Genomic DNA, 18,536 nt, shown 5'->3' on the forward strand with positions numbered 1-18,536 from the left:
AGCAAGAAGATGAAGGAGGGTAAATATGGATCTGAACTATGAGTTTTATATAGGCGCAGACAAGGAACGGGTGTGGGAGGTCCTCGTGTCGCCAGAGGGCACGCGCCATACATTCTTTGGCTGTGTCATCAACTCGACTTTTGAAGTTGGCGCTCCGTTCGCTTACGTTGGGCCGGGCAGTGACGGCGAGGAGACGGTCCATGTATATGGTACCATCTTGGCTTACGAGCCCCAAAAATTGCTCAGCTACTACGAGCATCCAGGTCCCTCCTACTCGGCGGATCATGAAAAGTTGCAGTCGCGCGTCACCTTTTCGCTAGAACAGGTGGGCGGTTGCACCAAGCTGACGTTGGTTAACGACCAATGGACGGAAGGGCACCCTTCGCATGAGAATGCCAAGCAGCATTGGTGGATGATTTTGAGCAATATCAAGACTTTTGCCGAAACGGGGAAGACGTTAGATTTTGGCTGGTGATTTTGGAAACAATGAATAGACGAAGCGACTCCTTGCCGATTGTGCAAGGGGTTTTTTCGATCTGGAACGGAGCGGTTGGCCTAGGTAATCGAACCGCTAAGCTGTTAGCTGTAGCGAACGGAGCGACCAGCGGCAAGTGGCAAGTGGCAAGTGGCAAGTGGCAAGTGGCAAGTGGCAAGTGGCAAGTGGCAAGTGGCAAGTGGCAAGTGGCAAGTGGCTGTAAAATTTGGGTGAAGTGGCTCTTGCTCGGGCGTGCAGAAGCTCGATTTTGTGAGGAAGGGTACAGACGGACGTACGCGGATATGACATCATAATTTCTGCAAGTAGACTTAGGTTAAGTAGAGGTGGGTACTGATGTGGGTCTTCCTGATTATCGTTGTCAGCGTGGTGCTCTTGCTCCTGCTGTTTCTCAAATTTTATCCGACCATGGGCGGGAAAGCTTCGAAGGCGAAGTTGCATAGATTCTCTCAATCGAACAACTACCAAGGTGGGAAGTTCATCAATCATCTGCCGACGGGGATGGATGTTAGCGCTACTACCATGCTGTCGATCCTGCGGGACTATAGCAAAGGGAATCGCAACGTCAAGCCGCGCCATCCCTTGCCGATGACCGCCTGGGAGACACGCTCCACGGCGGGCGAGGGCACGGCAAGCGTCAGGTGGTTTGGTCACTCTGCGCTGTTGGTGGAGCTGGATGGAAAAACGCTGCTGCTCGACCCGATGTTCGGCAAAATTGCGTCGCCGTTGCCGCCATTTGGAACCAAGCGTTACAAGGGGGAACTGTCGATCAACCTGGAGGACTTTCCGGAGATCGACGCGGTGTTGCTCTCGCATGACCATTACGACCATCTGGATTATGGTTCGATCAGGCGGCTGAAAGACAAGGTCGGAACGTTTATCGTTCCGCTTGGGGTCGGGAGCCATCTGGAGCGCTGGGGTGTAGCGCCCGAAAAAATTCAAGAGCACGACTGGTGGGAGGAAGCGTCGTTTGCCGGATTGAAGCTCGTCTGTACGCCGGCGCGACATCTTTCCGGCAGGGGCCTGACCGACAACAGCGCGACGCTGTGGTGCTCGTGGGTGATCATCGGGGAGCAAGCCAAACTCTATTTCAGCGGGGACAGCGGATATGGCCCGCATTTTCAGCAGATCGGCGAGCAGTATGGACCTTTTGACCTGACGCTGATGGAGTGCGGCCAATATGATCCGCGCTGGTCGGCGATTCACATGATGCCCGAAGAGACGGTGCAGGCGCACCTCGATGTGCGTGGAAACGTGCTGCTCCCGATCCATTGGGCTGGCTTTACGCTCGCTTTGCATGACTGGACCGATCCGATTGAGCGCGTTACGAATGCAGCACAGGCGCAAGGTGTGGTCATCTCCACACCGAAAATCGGGGAAGCGGTGTCCTTCCCTGCTTCCGAATACCCGGCCTCCCATTGGTGGAGGTAGGGTATTTTTTGCAGGAGGCTAGCTCCCAAGACGGAGCGACCGTGAACGGGCTACAGCGGGAGCATAAGGGCATGGCAACTGTTGAGATACTAAAGAGGATTGGAAAGAGGAGGAAACCTCATGAGCAAACAACTTCACGACATCTCATATTCCGTATTGGATCTCGCGCCTGTCGTCGTCGGTAGCACCCCGGCGCAGGCTTTTCAAAACAGCTTGGATCTGGCGCAACATGTAGAGCGATGGGGCTACACGCGATACTGGTTGGCGGAGCATCACAACATGACGGGGATCGCCTCTTCGGCCACCTCTGTGGTGATCGGTCACATCGCGGGCGGAACCTCGACGATCCGCGTTGGCTCGGGCGGGATCATGCTGCCCAATCACGCGCCGCTGATGATCGCCGAACAGTTCGGCACGCTGGAATCGCTCTATCCTGGCCGCATCGATCTCGGGCTAGGCCGGGCGCCGGGCTCCGATCAGGCCACCGCTCGCGCCCTGCGCAGATCGCTTGACAACAACGGGGAGGATTTCCCGCAACTGCTCGAAGAGTTGCGCGCCTATCTGAATCCGCCGATCCCACCCGAATCGATGCCGGTGCGGGCGGTTCCTGGCGAGGGGCTGAACATTCCGATCTGGCTGCTCGGTTCCAGTGGTTTCAGCGCCCAGTTGGCAGGGATCCTTGGCCTGCCTTTCGCCTTTGCCAGCCATTTCTCCCCACGCTATACCGTCCCAGCGCTGGACCTGTATCGAAAGAGTTTCCAGCCGTCCGAAGTTCTTGATGAGCCGTATGCGATGGTGGGTGTCAATGTAATCGCGGCCGATACGGAAACGGAAGCGCGCCGGCTGTCCACGTCGATGCAACAGCAGTTCCTCAACCTGATCCGCAACCGTCCCGGCCAATTGCGGCCCCCTGTGGACGACATGGACGAAATTTGGACCGAATATGAACGGCAGGCGGTCATGGAACAGCTCGGCTCTTCGATCGTAGGCAGTCCCGAGGTCGTACAAGCAAAATTGCAGGCGTTCCTCGAGAAAACGCAAGCTGACGAGTTTATGATCAACGCCCAGATTTACGATCACGGGGCGCGTCTGCGCTCATTTGAAATTGTATCGCAAGTTTTTAAAGGATAGCCCTGCCAAGAGCCTGTTGCCCAAACAGGCTCTTTTTTATGTCGAAACTGCTTAACTTGTGTGCGTTGCGACCTAAAAGCAAAAACAACAAGATTTGAACGAGCGATCCGATTATAATAGTTGAGAGTGGCTCGACCTGCATGGCACAATCACGGCGTTTTCATTGCCGATCGAACCGAAATAGGCTGAAGTGAAAGGTGAGGAATCAAGATGACTTTTGAACTGTCAGAACTGAATGTATGGGCAATTTTGCTGGGTGGATTGCTCTACATGGCATTTGGAGCGCTGTATTACTCCCCGCTCTTGTTTGGCAACACTTGGGTGCGGGCCAATGGCCTACAAGACACCTATATGAATAATCCGATGCTTTACGTGGGCGCTGCTATTGTGGCGTTTGCTAGTTCGTTTTTGATCGCGGTCATCGTGCAGGTGACCGGAGCGGATGACATCTTGTCGGCGCTGGGCGTTGGACTTTCGGTCGGACTGCTTGCCGCCTTGGGCCTTTTGAAGAACACCCTGTTTGGCATGACGACCCGAAAAGTTTTTGCGATCGCAATTGGTGACCATTTGATCGCCTTTACACTGTTGAGCATTCTCCACGTGATGTGGCCGTAAAAATGTTGAAAGTGACCGCCGGACAGTTTGAACTCCGCGCGGTCAATTTTTTTAGGGAAAGCTTGGTATCCTAGTAGAAAGAGGTGAGTGGACATGGACAATCTGACGTTGAATACAGACAACTACCAGTTGGCTATGGCGTATGCGCACTATGTCAATGGGACCTATCAGAAGAAGACCGTTTTTGAACTGTATTTTCGAACCTTGCCGTTTGGCAGCGGCTATGCGGTAGCGGCCGGGTTGGAGCGGGTGGTGCGCTATATTGAGAATCTGCATTTTTCGGAGGAGATGATCGCTTATTTAGCGCAGCAGCCCGAGCGTTACTCGGCAGAGTTCTTGGAGGAATTGCGCAACTTTCGCTTTACTGGCACGATTCGCGCGGTGCCGGAGGGGACGGTGGTGTTTCCAAACCTGCCGCTCTTGCAAGTGGAGGCGCGCGTGTTGGAAGCACAGATCGTCGAGACAGCACTGCTCAACGCGATCAATTTTCAAACGCTGATCGCCACCAAAGCGGCCCGCATTCGTCGCGAGGTCGGAGCGGATGGCTACCTGATCGAAATGGGAACGCGGCGCGCGCATGAGGCGGATGCGGCAGTCTGGGGTACGCGGGCCGCCTATCTGGCCGGGTTCGATTCGACTTCCAACATGCAGGCGGGGATGCAGTTCAACATCCCGACCAAAGGCACGCACTCCCACTCGTGGGTGCAGACGCATGTGAACGAGCGGGAGGCGTTTGAGAGATTTGCCAACGTATTCCCCGATAGCACCACGCTGTTGGTGGATACGTATCACGCGCTGGAATCGGGCTTACCCAACGCGATTCAGGTCGCGAAAGAACTAGAAAAGCAGGGCAAGCGGTTATTTTCCATTCGGCTCGATTCGGGGGACATCGCCTATCAATCGAAAACGGCGCGCAACATGCTGGATGAGGCCGGACTGAGCTATGTGAAGATCGCCGCCTCGAACGACTTGGACGAACAGACGATTCTGCACTTGAAAGCGCAAGGTGCAAAAGTGGACATCTGGGGCGTCGGGACCAAGCTGATCACCGGCTATGACCACCCAGCCCTGGGCGGAGTCTACAAGCTGGTCGAGAGCGAGATCGACGGGAAGATGGAGCCCTGCATCAAGATCAGCGACAATCCGGAGAAGATCACGACCCCGTATCAGAAAAACGTGTATCGGATTTTGAATGCACAGGGCAAGGCGGAAGGTGATTATCTGACACTGCGCGGCGAACAGGTGGCATCAAATGGTGAGCCGATCAAACTGTTCGACCCGGTACATACCCATTCTCACAAGCGGGTGGCAGACTATACGGTGCGCCCGCTGTTGGAAACGATTTTTGAAGACGGACGACTGGTCTATGCCCGGCCCGATATTGAGGCGATCAAAGCGTATCATCAGGAGCAGTTGCAACTGTTCGATCCCGAGTATTTGCGGAATCTGAATCCGGCGATCTATCTGGTCAGCTTCAGTCCATTGTTGTGGAGGCGCAAACGGGAGTTGATCGAAGCATACAGCCCTCAGCAAAGCTCGTATCGCTAGGCGGTAACAGCTCGTTGATGTGACCACATCTGAATCTTCGGGGGAGAACTGTGCGCGAGTGATGCGGAAGGTGGCCGTGACTGGCTGTACCGCGTCAGTTGTGCACGGCAAGAAGAGTAGAATTGAACATTTGGGTGTCGATCACAACATCTTCTGTGCTGGCAGGAGATGTTTTTTATTTTTAAAGGGTTTCTAAAACTCGGGCGATATGATGAGGGGACGTACTGATGTGAAAAGAGGAGAGAGACAATGACCCCAATAACGATCTGGGTCTTTCGATAAGGTGCTGAACCAAGAAAAACATCGGGATCATGAGGAGGGATGCAGATGGCAGAGCAGCATACGGGTAGCATTTTGGTAACAGGTGGTGCCGGGTACATCGGGAGTCATACGGTACAGGCGCTGTTGAACACGGGGGCTGAGGTTGTCGTCGTGGACAACTTGGCGACCGGGCACAGAGCGGCCGTGCCGTCCACGATTCCGTTTTATCAGGTGGATATCGCTGATGATCGGGCGATTCGTCAGATCGTCGCCGAGCACAAGGTCGAGGCGGTCATTCATTTTGCAGCGCGCAGTCTGGTGGGAGAATCGGTTGCTCAACCGGACGTTTATTTCCTGGAAAATACGGCGAAGACGATTCAGTTCGTATCCAATCTGCTCGCTAGTCATGTCAAGCAGATCGTGTTTTCCTCGACGGCGGCCGTATATGGAATTCCGCAGACGTCGCCGATTGCGGAAGTAGCGGAGCAGAAACCGATCAATCCATACGGAGCCTCCAAGCTGATGATCGAGCAAGCATTCACTTGGTTGGAGCAAGCCTATGGATTGCGCTGGATCGCGTTGCGGTATTCAAATGCAGCAGGTGCGGCGCTGGATGGGTCGATCGGTGAGCATCACGAACCTGAGACGCACCTGATCCCGCTGGTGTTGCAAGCGGCGATGGGCCTGCGGGAAGCCGCGCAGATTTTCGGAACCGATTACAACACGCCAGATGGGACGAGCATTCGAGATTATGTGCATGTGGTCGATCTGGCGGAGGCGCATGTGTTGGCGGTCGCGGCGCTACAAAAGGGGCTGGCCAGCGGGGCGTACAATGTCGGCACGGGCACAGGCTATTCGGTCAGGCAGATCATCGAGACGGTGAAATGCGTGACAGGGGTCGATTTTCCGGTGACCGAAACGGTGCGCAGGGCGGGCGATCCGGACGAATTGGTGGCGCAGGCAGATAAGATCAAGGCGGATCTCGGCTGGGAAGCGAAGTACAGCGACTTGCCCACGATGATCGCCAGCGCTTGGGACTGGCATCTGCGTCATCCTTATGGCTATCGGAGCAAGGCTGAAGCGTTACGCTAACGTGAGCAAGGCTGGCGAAGGTGCAAGGGACGGAGCCAAAGCTCAAAACTATGCTGTTCGCGGCGATTCTGCTCAAGTGGCCGATCAAAAGCTTGAGCGACTGGTGCAAGCGGTGACTGCGAAACTGTGAGTATGTTCCTGCTGTGGGAGAAGCAAACTGGAAGTGATCGCGTCAGGTCTGCATGGCTTGACACGAAACCAAATGGTTACGTATAATAAAGCGAAACCAAATGGTTTCCAATACATCTTTGGAGGGTTTACCGTGTCTGAACACAACCAAGGAACACTTCCTGCGATTCGCCATACGCTTCAACTGAACGCCCCGATTCAAAAAGTGTGGGATGCCGTTGCCACATCTGAGGGTATTGCATCTTGGTTTATGCCAAACGATTTCCAGCCGGTGCTGGGGAATGAATTTGTGTTGGAAGCTCCCTACGGCAAAACGCCGTGCAAAGTGACCGAATTTGAACCGCCGACCCGACTTGCCTTTACGTGGACTGAAGAATGGCTCGTCACGTTCGAATTGGAAGAGCTGGAAGATGGCAAGACCGAATTTACTTTGACGCATGCCGGTTGGGAAGAAGGTAAAATCCTGCTGTCCGGGCAAGAAAGTTCGAAAGTTCGCGGTCAGATGGACCACGGCTGGAGAGAAGCTGTCCTGCCAAGACTCGCCCAATACGTCGAGGCATAAGTTTACCGATTCCTTATTTGAAGATCGTCCCACCCCTTCGCAACCACGAAGGGGTTTTTTGCATTTGACAATGAGAATCATTATCACATATTGTTTATCTATCAACTACTGTTTGGGAAAGTGGTGAGCCGGCCATGCGTTGCTTGGATGCAGAGGAGAGTAAAATCGACGGCGGCAGGAGTTTGGAACTGCCAAGCGGGGATGATGCTTGGTTCGGATTTGTCCGCACAGGAGCGATCAAGGTCACACTGTCCGCAGGCGAACAACAGAAAACGGGCAGGGTGGCCTACGGTGGCGTCTTTCTTGTTCCACCGCACTGTACGTGCGTCATCCGCAACATGGATCGGCGCAGCACGCAGCTGTTGCTGATCCGATTTCAAAGCGAGGAGAGCGGGACTGCTGTGCCTTCGCCGCGCCAATTTCTGCTCACCGACGGGAAGGGACTGCGCTTGCATCATTTTTGGATGCCGCGCCTACATAATTGGATTCGCGATTTTTTGAATGAGGAATGGAAACGCGATGTTTCGCTCTACTTGCTCGTCCACTCGCATCTCTACGCCATCGCAGCGGAGTGTATGGAGACGGCCAAACAACCGCCGGGACGAGATGACGATCTGATCAACTATGTCATCGGGATCAAACAGAACATGCTGGAGCACGGTCAGGACGAGCTGGACATCGAAGAGATGGCGCGTCTGTCGGGAGCGAGCTCGGCCCGTTTTTATAAGATGTTTAAAAAGTACACCGGGTTGAGCCCGCTACAGTATATGACCTCGACGCGCTTGGAGGAGTCGTTGCGCTTGCTCTCCAATCAACCTTCAGCGATCAAGGATGTGGCTCATGCGGTCGGGTATGGCGACGAGCTGTATTTTAGCCGCTTGTTCAAAAAACAGATGGGTCTGGCACCGAGCGAGTATGCAGTTCGTGCGAAGAGGCGCATCGCCAATCTCAGTCCGGTATTTAAAGGGGATTTGTCGGTGCTTGGGATCACGCCCATCTTGGAACTGCCGAGGGGTTGGTATGACAGCTCCGAGCAGGAAGACTGGCTCCTGCAAATTGAACAATGCCGACCCGACCTGATCCTGACCTCGCCCGTGCCGGAAAACATCCACATGGCGCTGTCGGCGATCGCCCCGGTGCTGATGATCCAATGGAAAGGGTACTCGTGGAAAGAGCGCTTGTTGCAAATCGGGCGCCATCTGGACATTTCCAGCGTGGCTGAGCGTTGGCTGTCCGGGTATCAGCAGAAAGTGGAGAACGCCCGTCAGCACTTGCAGCGGCACTACGGCGAAACGCCGTTCTTATTGGTCAGCATCTATGAACCTTTTTATCGCGTCTACGGGTTGAAGCGCATGAAGATGACCGACCTGTTTTATGAAGAATTGCAGATCACAGCACCTGATGCTGTGCAGGAGATCACGTTTCTCGATGTGCCGTCTTTGGCCGAGGTGGCCGCACTGGATTGCAACCAGGTGCTGTTTCTAACCCCCGCGTCAATGTCGGATGCTGAGTGCATCAAACTGGAGAAAGCGTGGCTTGGCTACAAGCGGGAAGGACAGCCCAGAAGGTGCGTCTTTTTGCGGCATGAAGAACCACTGCTCTACAATGCCTGTTTTTACCAAAATTTGATCGATCGAGTGGTCAATTATCTATTTTTGAATGGATCTTGAAGAAAAGTCCATGCGGAATGTAGAATCGTCCATTCACCGCATGGAAGATTCGTGTGAAAATGAAGCTGTTGATAATGATTCTCATTGTCAGATGGAGGTGTCAAACATGGAATTGACTCAATTGATCCAAGCAAGACGTTCGATTCATCAATTCGAAGACCGTCCGGTCGATCTTGAACTGGTGAAGAACTGGCTCAATACAGCACTTTGGGTGCCGAACCACAAGATGACGCAGCCGTGGCGCTTCGTGGTGGTACAAGGTGAAGGGCGTCGGAAACTGGCCGATGTGGCTAGAGCAGGTGCGGAAAAGCGGGAACGCGATCCGCAAAAAAGCAAGGAGCTGGGGCAGAGGTTTTATGATCGTTTCCTCGCAGTACCGCTGTTTGTGGCGGTGGTGATGAAGGAAGATCCCAATCCGGCCGTACGGGAAGAGGACTACGCTTCGACTTCCTGCCTGATTCACAATTTCTCGTTGTTGGCATGGGAACAAGGTGTGGGCATGGTTTGGGAGACCTATCCGCTCTTGCATGCGCCGGAGTTTCGGGCAGCGTTTGGGGTCGGCCCAGGTGAACGGATCGTTGGCAGTCTTCATGTCGGGTATCCGGCGAAAGTGCCGGACGCAAAACCGCGCATTCCGGTCGAACAACTGCTGACTGTGATCGACGAAGCGTAGGTGGAAACGGTCGATGAAACTGCGCTATCTGGTGGCTGCACTGCTGCTGCTCTCCGTCACCTCCGTATTTATCGGGGTGAAAGACATCAGTCCGTGGGACCTGTTCCACCTCGACGAGGATCAACTGCACGTCTTGCTCATCTCCCGTTTGCCCCGACTGATCTCCATCCTCATCGCGGGGGTCAGCATGGGCATCGCCGGCATCATCATGCAGCAGTTGAGCCGAAACAAGTTCGTCTCGCCTACCACAGGCGGTACGGATGATTCTGCCCGTCTGGGGATTCTGGTAGCGCTGATCTTGTTTCCAGGAGCTACTTCGCTGCAAAAGATGGTCTTGGCGTTCGCGTTCGCTTTGCTCGGCACGTTCGTGTTCATGAAAATTCTCAATCGGGTGAAGTACAAAGATGCGATCTTCATCCCGCTTGTCGGGCTGATGTTCGGCGGCATCATCGCATCGGTGACGACCTTTTTCGCCTACAAGTACGATCTCATTCAAAATCTTTCCGCATGGCTACAAGGCAATTTTGCGCTGTCGATGAAAGGCCGCTATGAGTTGCTCTACATATCGATTCCGGTCGTGATTTTGGCCTATCTCTACGCCAATCGCTTTACGATCGCCGGGATGGGGGAAGAGTTTGCGACCAACTTGGGACTGAACTACAAGCGGGTATTGAATATCGGGCTGGTGATCGTGGCGCTGATCTCGTCAGTCGTGATGCTGACGGTCGGCACGATCCCGTTTCTCGGGCTGATCATTCCAAACATCGTCACGATCTATCAAGGTGACAATCTGAAACGCAACCTGCCGCACACCGCGTTGCTCGGTGCTGTGTTCCTGTTGTTCTGCGACATATTAGGGCGGGTGATCATCTACCCGTTTGAGATTCCGATCGGTTTGACCGTCGGGGTGCTGGGAAGCGGAATGTTCCTCTACTTGCTGCTTAGGAGACGGGCTTATGACCTCTAAGATAAAAATCGGCTCGCTGTCCATCGCTGCCCTGTCGGTGATTGCGTTGTTTCTGTTCTTCGATCTCGGGAGCAATTGGGGGTATGTACTGCCGCGCAGAGGTTGGAAAGTCGCAGCGATCGTGATCACGGGCGCCTGCATCGCTTTTTCGACGGTGCTGTTCCAGACGATCACCAACAATCGGATTTTGACGCCGAACATCATCGGGCTCGATTCGATGTACATGCTGACACAGACGGCGATCGTCTATCTATTCGGCTCGACGAGCAAACTGTTGATCGACAACAACCTGAATTTTCTGCTGACCCTTGGGTTGATGATGCTGTTTGCCAGTCTGTTGTACAAAGTGATGTTCAAGCGAGCAGGCAGCAACATCTACTTCCTGATGCTGGTCGGCATCATCTTGGGCACACTGCTCGGCAGTATGACGACCTTTATGCAGGTGTTGATCGACCCGAATGAGTTTCTCGTGCTACAGGGCAAGATGTTTGCCTCGTACAACAACGTGAAGCCGGAACTGACGATGCTCTGCGGACTGCTTTCGGTGCTGATCGCTTTGTACTACTCACGCCTTGCAAAGTACATGGATGTGCTGGCACTCGGTCAAGCGCATGCGGTCAACCTCGGCGTGCCCTACGACAGGGTGGTGCGCCAACTGATGGTGCTGATCGCGGCGCTGGTTTCGATCGCAACCGCTCTGGTCGGTCCGATCACGTTCCTCGGCCTGTTGGTCGCGAACGTGGCGTATCAGTTCATGAAGACCTATCGTCATGCGCTACTACTCCCCGCGTCGATGTTGATTTCCATCATCGCACTGGTCGGCGGGCAATTGATCGTCGAGCGGGTGTTCAGTTTCAACACCACCGTTAGTGTGATCATCAATCTCGTCGGTGGCGTTTACTTTCTATATCTTCTGTTGAGGGAGAATAAATCATGATCGAGGTTATGCAACTTTCCAAAACGTATGGCTCAAAACGGGTGGTGGATGATGTTACTCTCTGCATTGGCAAAGGCCAGATCACATCGTTCATCGGGCCCAACGGCGCAGGGAAGAGCACGCTGTTGTCGATGATTTCGCGCTTGCTCCAAAGTGACAGCGGTCAAGTGTTGCTGGATGGGAAGGCGATTCATCAGAGCAAAAGCCAGGACCTCGCCAAGAAGATCTCGATCCTCAAACAGTCGAACAACATCAGCGTTCGGCTGACCGTCAGAGAACTGGTCGCCTTCGGACGCTTTCCTTACTCGCAAGGGAGATTGACTGCGGAGGATTGGAAGTATGTGGACGATGCGATCGGCTACATGGAACTGCAAGATCTACAGCATCACTACCTCGACCAACTGAGCGGGGGGCAAAATCAGCGGGCGTACATCGCGATGGTGATCGCCCAGAACACCGAGTATGTCCTGCTCGATGAGCCGCTGAACAATTTGGATATGCGGCATTCGGTGCAGATCATGAAAGTGTTGCGCCGACTGGTCGAGGAGTTGGGCAAAACGGTCATCATCGTCATCCATGACATCAATTTTGCTTCCTGTTACTCCGATCGAATCGTCGCGCTTAAAGACGGGCGGGTTATCAAAGAGGGGAAGACAGAGGAGATCATCACTCCCGAAGTGTTGAGCGAAGTGTACGACATGGACTTCCAGATCGAAACGATCAATGGCAACAAGATCTGTATCTACTTTACGTAATCAAAACATGAGGTGATCAAGATGAAGAAAAATTTTAGTTTCTTAGCGCTGTTTCTCTTCTTCGCCGTGTTCGCCGTCGCTTGCGGCAGCGATACGAACAACGCAACGTCTGGCACGGGCAAGACCGAGCAACCGGCCGCCGTGCAAGAATTGAAGATCAAACACAAATTGGGCGAGGCGACCGTTACGAAAAACCCGAAGAAAGTGGTCGTGTTCGACTTTGGCGCGCTCGACACGCTGGATAAGCTCGGCGTGGAAGTGGCTGGCGTTGCGCAAGGCAGCATCCCGCCCTATCTGAACAAGTACAAAGATGCTAAGTACGTAAACGTCGGTTCTCTGAAAGAGCCAGATTTTGAAAAAATCAGCTCGCTCAACCCCGACCTGATCCTGATCTCCGGTCGTCAACAAGAGGCGTATCCGGAACTACAAAAGCTTGCTCCGACCGTTTATGTCGGCGTGGATAACGCGCGCTTCATGGAATCGTTCAAAGAGAACATGAACACGATCGGCCAAATTTTCGGCAAAGAAGCGGATGTTCAAAAAGAGATTGCCGAGATCGAGAAGAAAGTGAAAGTGATCAGCGACAAAGCGAAGTCGAGCGGCAAAAACGCTTTGGTCATCCTTGCGAACGAAGGTGCGATCAGTGCGTACGGTCCGGGCTCCAGATTTGGTCTGGTGCATGACGTGATGGGCATCACCGCTGTTGAGAAAAACTTGGAAGTTTCGACGCACGGTCAAAGCATCACCTTTGAGTTTGTCGCTGAGAAGAACCCGGACTACCTGTTTGTTGTCGATCGCGGTGCAGTCGCAGGCAGCGACGGGAAAAGCACAGCGAGCGCGCTGGTGGAAAACGATTTGGTAAAGAAAACGAAAGCGTTCAAAAACGGCAAGATCGTCTATCTCGACCCGAATTACTGGTACCTCTCCGGCGGCGGTCTGGTGTCCGTCTCCGAGATGATCAACCAAGTCTACGAAAAATTCGAATAGTCAAAGCACAGAAAAAGGCACTCGCTACGGAGTGCCTTTTTCTGTGTCTTGGCCTTGGAGCAGTCGTTTAAAGGATGAGACATCGCGCGGTGGCTCGATGTCGTGGCGGCGTGCCTCGGGCAGCGCCTGCCAAAGTTGGTACAGGATCGGTAGTTCCAATCCAAGGGCTGTGATCTGCTCTTCGTTTTGGAAGACCTCGGCGGGAGGTCCGGCCAGCACGCAACGGCCGTGATCCAAGACCAGCATCCAGTCCGCATAGGCGTAGGCCAGATTCATGTCGTGTGTGGCCATCACCGTCGTGACCCCTTGGGAATGCACGCGTTCCAGTTCTTCGAGCAACAGTTGTTCCGACCTACGATCCAGATAGGCGGTCGGTTCATCGAGCAGGAGCAGTTCCGGTTCCAGTGCGAGGACGCCGGCCAGCGCCACGCGCTTTTTCTGACCCAGACTTAATTGGTGCAGTGGCTGATCGGCCAACTCTGTCAATTTTAACTGGTTCAGGATGCTGGTGGTGCGCGCCTCGATCTGTGCTTCGGGAAGTTTCGCATTGCGCAGTCCATAAGAGATGTCTTCAAGCGGAGTGTTGAGGATCAATTGCTGTTCCGGATCTTGAAAGACGAGACCGATGTTCTGACGCAGTTTTTGGAGTGCTTTGTGCTTGTAGGTCAGTGGCTCTCCTTTCCAACTGACAACGCCCGCATCGGGGCGGTTGATGCCGATCGCTTGCAGGAACAGGGTCGATTTGCCCGAACCGTTATGCCCGCAGAGCACCGTCTTTTTCCCTTGGGGAATGGAGAGTGTCAAGTTGTTCAGGGCGGGTTGCGAAGCGCCCGGATAGGAGTAGGTGAGCGACGTCACTTCGAAGATCGAGTTCATATCCATACCTCCAAACAGATCAGGACCAGCAGGCCGAGCACACTTTCCAGTCGATAGCGGAACGGGACGGGCTTGGCTTGATACGGGGCCAAACTGATCTCATCGGCAAAGCCCCGTGATAACAGGCCGTGAGAAAGACCGCGGTATTGGTGCATCGTCTTGGCAAACAGATGCACGACCAGATGGGCCAAATCGTGCAGGGAGCGCGAGAAACCAACATATCCCCCTCGGGCCCGCTGCGCGACGTTGATGTCATGTGCAGTGTCTGCCAACAAGAAGATAAAGCGGTACATGATCAGCATCAGCTCCAGGACGAGGGAGGGGACGCGCAGCCGTTTTAACACCTGTAGCAGTTCGGTGAACGGCGTGGTCAGGATCAGAAAAAACATGCAGGACAAGCAGGCTGCGATCCGCATAAACAGTTCTCCCGCGCGAAGGAGTCCGCTGTCTGTGATATAGAGTCCAGTATCAGCAAACAACGGGATGAACATCATCCCGTTGTGCTTGAGAAAGTCTGACTCCGACCCGATTTCCAACAGGAGGGCCGGGCTTCCTGCGACGAAGAACAGACAAGAGACAGCGAATAAGAGCAGAAAAGATCGGAAAGGGATACGGGCATAGCGCACGGTCCACACGATGATCCAGACGGCGATGAGCAGTTGGACGAGCGGGTGACTGGAGATGGCCAGCACAAACAGGGCGGCCGCAAAACCACATTTCCACAGCGGTGAAACGGAGCGAAATGCATTGCTGTAGGAAAGGGTGTCGATCAGCCGGATCATTGTGTTTTTGCTTGGGTGGACTTCCCTTTTAACCGTCCAAATGTGTATCCGACCACTCCAGCGCCAAGAGCTGCTTGCAAGGCGAACAACATGCTTTCCGTCTCCGAAGGCAGTTCGGTCAGCGCGTTGAACCACGGCTCATAGGTTGGATCGATCTCGAGAATCGCTTCTTCGGCAGCTCCGTCCGCTCCGCCAAATTCGGCGTTGATCAACAACAGCGGAAGCAAGGCAAGGAGGATGACGGCGAGCAAGAGGAGGGCATTTTTCATACCGATTTTCATGAACGGATAGCTCCTTTCATTTTGCGATTGAGCAGGGACAGCTCTTCTGTGTTGTATTTTTGCAGCCAGTTCCAGACCAGTACGGTCAGCAAGCCTTCACTGATCGCCAGAGGAATTTGAGTGAGTGCAAAGATGCTACCGAACTTTGCAAAGGAAGCCAAGATCCCACCCGTTTCGGAAGGAAAAGCGAGCGACAATTGCAGCGACGTGACAACATAGGTGGAGAGGTCGGCAAACATCGCAGCTGCGAAGATGGCGATTTTTTGCTGACCGGTGGTGTTCATCAGCAGCTTGTACATGAAGTAACCGACAAACGGGCCAGCCACCGCCATCGAGAAGGCGTTGGCGCCAAGCGTGGTCAGACCTCCGTGCGCCAGAAGCAGAGCTTGGAAGAGCAGGACGATCGAACCGAGCACGCTCATCGGCAGTGGGCCGAACATGACGGTGCCGAGGCCAACTCCGGTCGGATGCGAGCTGCTGCCTGTAACTGAGGGGAGTTTCAGCGCGGAGAGGACGAAGGTGAAGGCGCCGGCCATGCCGATCATCAGCTTCAATTCGGGGTTTTCTTTGGTGATCTTTACGAGGGCGCGCAGACCGAGCACAAAGAAGGGCAGGAACACAGCCCACCAGAAGAGGGACCAGCCTGGGGAGAGAAACCCTTCCATGATATGCATCGCATAGGCAGATTCAGATGCGTTCAGATACAGATAAATCGTCAGGGCGAAGGTGAGTAGCAATGGTGCGATCTTGCGAACTTTCTTCATCGTGTGTACCTCCTGTTCATGTTTAGACATAAAAAAACCAATCCATAAGCGATGGATTGGTCTAATGTACGCACAAGCAAACGACAACACAGCGTGTTGTTGTTTGAACTTCTCGTACACCACTCCTTTCCGCGAAGGATGATAGGTGTAACAAACGAGGTAGGTCTCCTGGCTTGGGATCGTCATTCTCTTTCGCCTTCCCCGATCGAGGATCGAGTGGCCTGTGGAAAGAGAACTCCCCCTATACAGTGGCGGGACCGCTCGGGATTTGCACCCGATTCCCTGTTACCCCTTGCGTTGGCAAGGGCACCTGTTTGCTCACGATATTTACTTTCCAGTCTACTATTCGGAATGCAGAGGAGAAATCCTGCCTGCTTCCCATTGATTCTGAATTTCTGGGCGCAGCAGATCTTGCTAGGTGTCGAGGGAGCGATCGCCAAGACTGTTGCGCGGGAGGTTGGGATCATGGAGCGAGTTCGCTTCCTAGCTGGTGTTGGCTGGCTCCTAGCCGAGCAGGTGGAACGGGACGTTCGGCTCGCTGTCTGGGCAATTAAAGATGCGGGAGTTCGCTTGCCAATTGTGCAAGGCGACGGTTGGCCTGATCGTTGAACAGGCCGCCGTGGTAGCAGATGACCGTTTCGATGTCGTAGCGGGTCAGCGTCTGCAGGGAGTGGATGGCGGTGTCCATGTCGAGCGTGTAATCAGGATGCGGGCCTTGCAGTTGACCGTCCACCACCATCAGCGCGTCGCCTGCGATCAACGTTTTGCTCGCCGCGTGGTACAGGCTGATATGTCCGGGCGTGTGACCTGGCGTGTCGAGGATGGTGAGGCCGCCGCCGATGGGCAGTTGTTCGCCGTCTGTCACCGTTTTGTCAACGGGTGCTTTGGGAGGATGCTGCAACATGGAGAGGAACGCGTTGCGCCACTCGACAGGCACATCGGGTGGGAGCGACGCTTCCGCCTGAGCGATCGCCGCGGGCGTAAGTTTCAAGAGTTGTTGTTCGCCTTCGATGTACGGTTTTTCCACGGCGTTGGCGAGGACTTCGATCTTCTGCGGCGCCGCTTCGAGAATGGTCGGCAAACTGCCGATGTGATCGAGGTCTTGGTGGGTCAAAATGAGATGGCTGAGCTTCTCAAACGGCAGGCCAGCCTGTTCGACCGCGGCGCGCAAGAGCGGCAGTTGGCCGGGGTATCCAGCATCGATGAGCACCGCTGTGTGTTGATCCCAGAGCAAAGTCGGAAAGATGGTTTCCACTCTTCCCATCATCGGTGCTGATATTTCGAGCATTTTCAAACCGCTGGTTGGCTGCATCTGAATCCCTCCATTTTTTGGTTCTCTTGTAGTTCGATGTGGAAAAATATGATTCCTGCTTGCATATATTTAAATATTACTATCTGTTAAAATGGAGATAAGTCGATGATGAAGATGGGAGTTGCGCTATGAAAACCAGGGCCACTTCACAACGAACAAATGGGACGGGGCGGGCGGCCAGCAGGACGACTCCCGCTCCGTCTGCCAGAAGCACGTCACATCCGATTGTGCAAATGCAACAGCTCGTGGGCAATAAACGCACGTCACAGATGCTCTACAGTCTGGTACAGGCCAAGCAATCGAGGACGTCTCAGCCTGTTGCACAGCGGATGAAGATCGTCGAGAGCGGGGAAGAGGTTGGGTTGGACGATTCGCGCGTCTATGAGTTGACGGCCGCAGCGTGGCTTCAGGCGATCAATACCGGGCAAGTGCGCGCGTCCGAGTATGAGATCAACGTGTTGCGTCAGTTACATGAAGCGTCCCAACTCGATACGGACAGCGATTCCGACATGGAGGAGGAACTGAATCCTGACCAGCGGGAACTGCTCGATCAGATGCGACCCGTTTTTGAGTCGCAGGTGAGAAAGCGCCAGGGAAAGAAACTGCCCGGGAAAAAGGTGCAGGGCGATTTGCTGGAGCACCATACGTCCGTCTTTTCGAATGATCTGGATGTTCAGGAGATGAATGCCAATTCCTACGCGATGAACATCCCTGGGATCGATCACTTGCAAGACAAGTCATCCCACCTGTTTGTGCAGGACAAAATGCATTTGTCCCAGCACACAGCGAAAATCGAAACGTACCGCGCCCACTACAAAAACCGCGGCCAGATGGCAGAAAAGCTGGTCATCGCCATGGCGAAAAACGGCAAGCGGGGTACGAACATCCGCCAGTTGTTCCAAGATGCGATCGACAACGAATCGTGGGTGCACAAAGCGGCGCTGGAAAAGATTCTTGGGGTGATCAACGGGTACCGCGATGATGACGAGATCTCAGAGGTCAAGTACGATGATGAATTGATCGAACTGGTCGCGAACAATATCGCCTTTACCGTCCCCTCTGACATTTGGGAAGCGATCTACGAACAGTACACACTTGGTCGTGTGTCGGCGAGCGAGATGAGTGCGTACATTCGTCTGGACATGAACACTGCCGAATTTGTTAAAGTGTTTGAACTTTTGAAGCATGTGGCCGCGCCGTGGTCGGAGAAAAGTACGAAGTGGGAAGATAAAGATTATAAGCCGTAAGCAAAACTCCGGTTCGCCAAGGA

Annotated in this window: 21 protein-coding genes and 1 riboswitch; of the genes, 16 read left to right on the plus strand and 5 right to left on the minus strand. The window is 54.0% G+C overall.

Annotated features, from left to right (window positions below; translation table 11 throughout):
• Positions 1-25: 25 nt before the first annotated feature.
• The 15 genes from CIG75_RS00975 to CIG75_RS01040 all read left to right on the plus strand — a co-directional run bounded on the left by CIG75_RS00975 (position 26) and on the right by CIG75_RS01040 (position 13,251).
• The gene (locus CIG75_RS00975) at positions 26-475 is read left to right on the plus strand and encodes an SRPBCC family protein (protein WP_094234947.1); all 450 of its coding nucleotides are present in this window, start codon (positions 26-28) and stop codon (positions 473-475) included.
• Between the two features lie 11 nt (positions 476-486).
• Positions 487-789 carry a hypothetical protein gene (locus tag CIG75_RS20510; protein WP_157729312.1) on the plus strand — a complete coding sequence of 101 codons (303 nt, stop codon included), beginning with the start codon at positions 487-489 and terminating at the stop codon, positions 787-789.
• Positions 790-829: 40 nt separating this feature from the next.
• The gene (locus CIG75_RS00985) at positions 830-1,924 is read left to right on the plus strand and encodes an MBL fold metallo-hydrolase (RefSeq protein WP_094234948.1); all 1,095 of its coding nucleotides are present in this window, start codon (positions 830-832) and stop codon (positions 1,922-1,924) included.
• A gap of 120 nt (positions 1,925-2,044) precedes the next feature.
• Complete coding sequence (locus CIG75_RS00990; protein WP_094234949.1) at positions 2,045-3,055, plus strand: LLM class flavin-dependent oxidoreductase; 1,011 nt, start codon at positions 2,045-2,047, stop codon at positions 3,053-3,055.
• A gap of 210 nt (positions 3,056-3,265) precedes the next feature.
• Positions 3,266-3,670 (plus strand): DUF1761 domain-containing protein, encoded by a 405-nt coding sequence (locus CIG75_RS00995; protein ID WP_094234950.1) that lies wholly within the window; start codon positions 3,266-3,268, stop codon positions 3,668-3,670.
• A gap of 87 nt (positions 3,671-3,757) precedes the next feature.
• The gene (locus CIG75_RS01000) at positions 3,758-5,218 is read left to right on the plus strand and encodes a nicotinate phosphoribosyltransferase (RefSeq protein ID WP_094234951.1); all 1,461 of its coding nucleotides are present in this window, start codon (positions 3,758-3,760) and stop codon (positions 5,216-5,218) included.
• Between the two features lie 327 nt (positions 5,219-5,545).
• The gene (gene galE / locus CIG75_RS01005; RefSeq protein WP_094234952.1) at positions 5,546-6,571 is read left to right on the plus strand and encodes a UDP-glucose 4-epimerase GalE; all 1,026 of its coding nucleotides are present in this window, start codon (positions 5,546-5,548) and stop codon (positions 6,569-6,571) included.
• Between the two features lies 1 nt (position 6,572).
• A complete protein-coding gene (locus CIG75_RS21360) occupies positions 6,573-6,701 on the plus strand; it encodes a hypothetical protein (protein ID WP_265415054.1) in 129 nt (42 codons plus the stop codon).
• A gap of 132 nt (positions 6,702-6,833) precedes the next feature.
• On the plus strand, positions 6,834-7,262 hold the full coding sequence (locus CIG75_RS01010) for an SRPBCC family protein (RefSeq protein ID WP_227874314.1): 429 nt from the start codon (positions 6,834-6,836) through the stop codon (positions 7,260-7,262).
• Between the two features lie 134 nt (positions 7,263-7,396).
• Positions 7,397-8,932: a helix-turn-helix domain-containing protein gene (locus CIG75_RS01015; RefSeq protein WP_094234953.1), complete on the plus strand. Its 1,536-nt coding sequence runs from the start codon at positions 7,397-7,399 to the stop codon at positions 8,930-8,932.
• Positions 8,933-9,038: 106 nt separating this feature from the next.
• Positions 9,039-9,605 (plus strand): nitroreductase family protein, encoded by a 567-nt coding sequence (locus CIG75_RS01020; protein ID WP_094234954.1) that lies wholly within the window; start codon positions 9,039-9,041, stop codon positions 9,603-9,605.
• Between the two features lie 13 nt (positions 9,606-9,618).
• Positions 9,619-10,572, plus strand: a complete 954-nt coding sequence (locus tag CIG75_RS01025) for an ABC transporter permease (RefSeq protein WP_094234955.1) — start codon at positions 9,619-9,621, stop codon at positions 10,570-10,572.
• Positions 10,562-11,509, plus strand: coding sequence for an iron chelate uptake ABC transporter family permease subunit (locus CIG75_RS01030; protein WP_094234956.1), 948 nt, complete (start codon positions 10,562-10,564; stop codon positions 11,507-11,509). Before CIG75_RS01025 ends, CIG75_RS01030 begins: the two co-directional genes overlap by 11 nt.
• Positions 11,506-12,264, plus strand: a complete 759-nt coding sequence (locus CIG75_RS01035) for an iron ABC transporter ATP-binding protein (protein WP_094234957.1) — start codon at positions 11,506-11,508, stop codon at positions 12,262-12,264. Before CIG75_RS01030 ends, CIG75_RS01035 begins: the two co-directional genes overlap by 4 nt.
• A gap of 21 nt (positions 12,265-12,285) precedes the next feature.
• Positions 12,286-13,251, plus strand: a complete 966-nt coding sequence (locus CIG75_RS01040; RefSeq protein WP_094234958.1) for a siderophore ABC transporter substrate-binding protein — start codon at positions 12,286-12,288, stop codon at positions 13,249-13,251.
• Positions 13,252-13,275: 24 nt separating this feature from the next.
• Here CIG75_RS01040 and CIG75_RS01045 read toward each other — a convergent pair whose 3' ends face one another.
• The 5 genes from CIG75_RS01045 to CIG75_RS01065 form a co-directional block, all read right to left on the minus strand.
• Complete coding sequence (locus CIG75_RS01045) at positions 13,276-14,127, minus strand: energy-coupling factor ABC transporter ATP-binding protein (RefSeq protein ID WP_094234959.1); 852 nt, start codon at positions 14,125-14,127, stop codon at positions 13,276-13,278.
• The gene (gene cbiQ / locus CIG75_RS01050; protein ID WP_094234960.1) at positions 14,124-14,909 is read right to left on the minus strand and encodes a cobalt ECF transporter T component CbiQ; all 786 of its coding nucleotides are present in this window, start codon (positions 14,907-14,909) and stop codon (positions 14,124-14,126) included. Before cbiQ ends, CIG75_RS01045 begins: the two co-directional genes overlap by 4 nt.
• On the minus strand, positions 14,906-15,190 hold the full coding sequence (locus CIG75_RS01055) for an energy-coupling factor ABC transporter substrate-binding protein (RefSeq protein ID WP_094234961.1): 285 nt from the start codon (positions 15,188-15,190) through the stop codon (positions 14,906-14,908). Before CIG75_RS01055 ends, cbiQ begins: the two co-directional genes overlap by 4 nt.
• Positions 15,187-15,954, minus strand: a complete 768-nt coding sequence (locus CIG75_RS01060; protein WP_094234962.1) for an energy-coupling factor ABC transporter permease — start codon at positions 15,952-15,954, stop codon at positions 15,187-15,189. Before CIG75_RS01060 ends, CIG75_RS01055 begins: the two co-directional genes overlap by 4 nt.
• A 141-nt stretch (positions 15,955-16,095) precedes the next feature.
• A riboswitch (cobalamin riboswitch) is annotated at positions 16,096-16,283 on the minus strand.
• Positions 16,284-16,504: 221 nt separating this feature from the next.
• The gene (locus CIG75_RS01065) at positions 16,505-17,266 is read right to left on the minus strand and encodes an MBL fold metallo-hydrolase (protein ID WP_094234963.1); all 762 of its coding nucleotides are present in this window, start codon (positions 17,264-17,266) and stop codon (positions 16,505-16,507) included.
• 128 nt (positions 17,267-17,394) lie between these two features.
• On the opposite strand from CIG75_RS01065, the gene CIG75_RS01070 reads away from it, so the two are divergent.
• Positions 17,395-18,513, plus strand: coding sequence for a hypothetical protein (locus tag CIG75_RS01070; protein WP_157729313.1), 1,119 nt, complete (start codon positions 17,395-17,397; stop codon positions 18,511-18,513).
• The last annotated feature ends 23 nt before the right edge of the window (positions 18,514-18,536 follow it).

Source organism: Tumebacillus algifaecis, assembly GCF_002243515.1.
GTDB lineage: Bacteria > Bacillota > Bacilli > Tumebacillales > Tumebacillaceae > Tumebacillus_A > Tumebacillus_A algifaecis.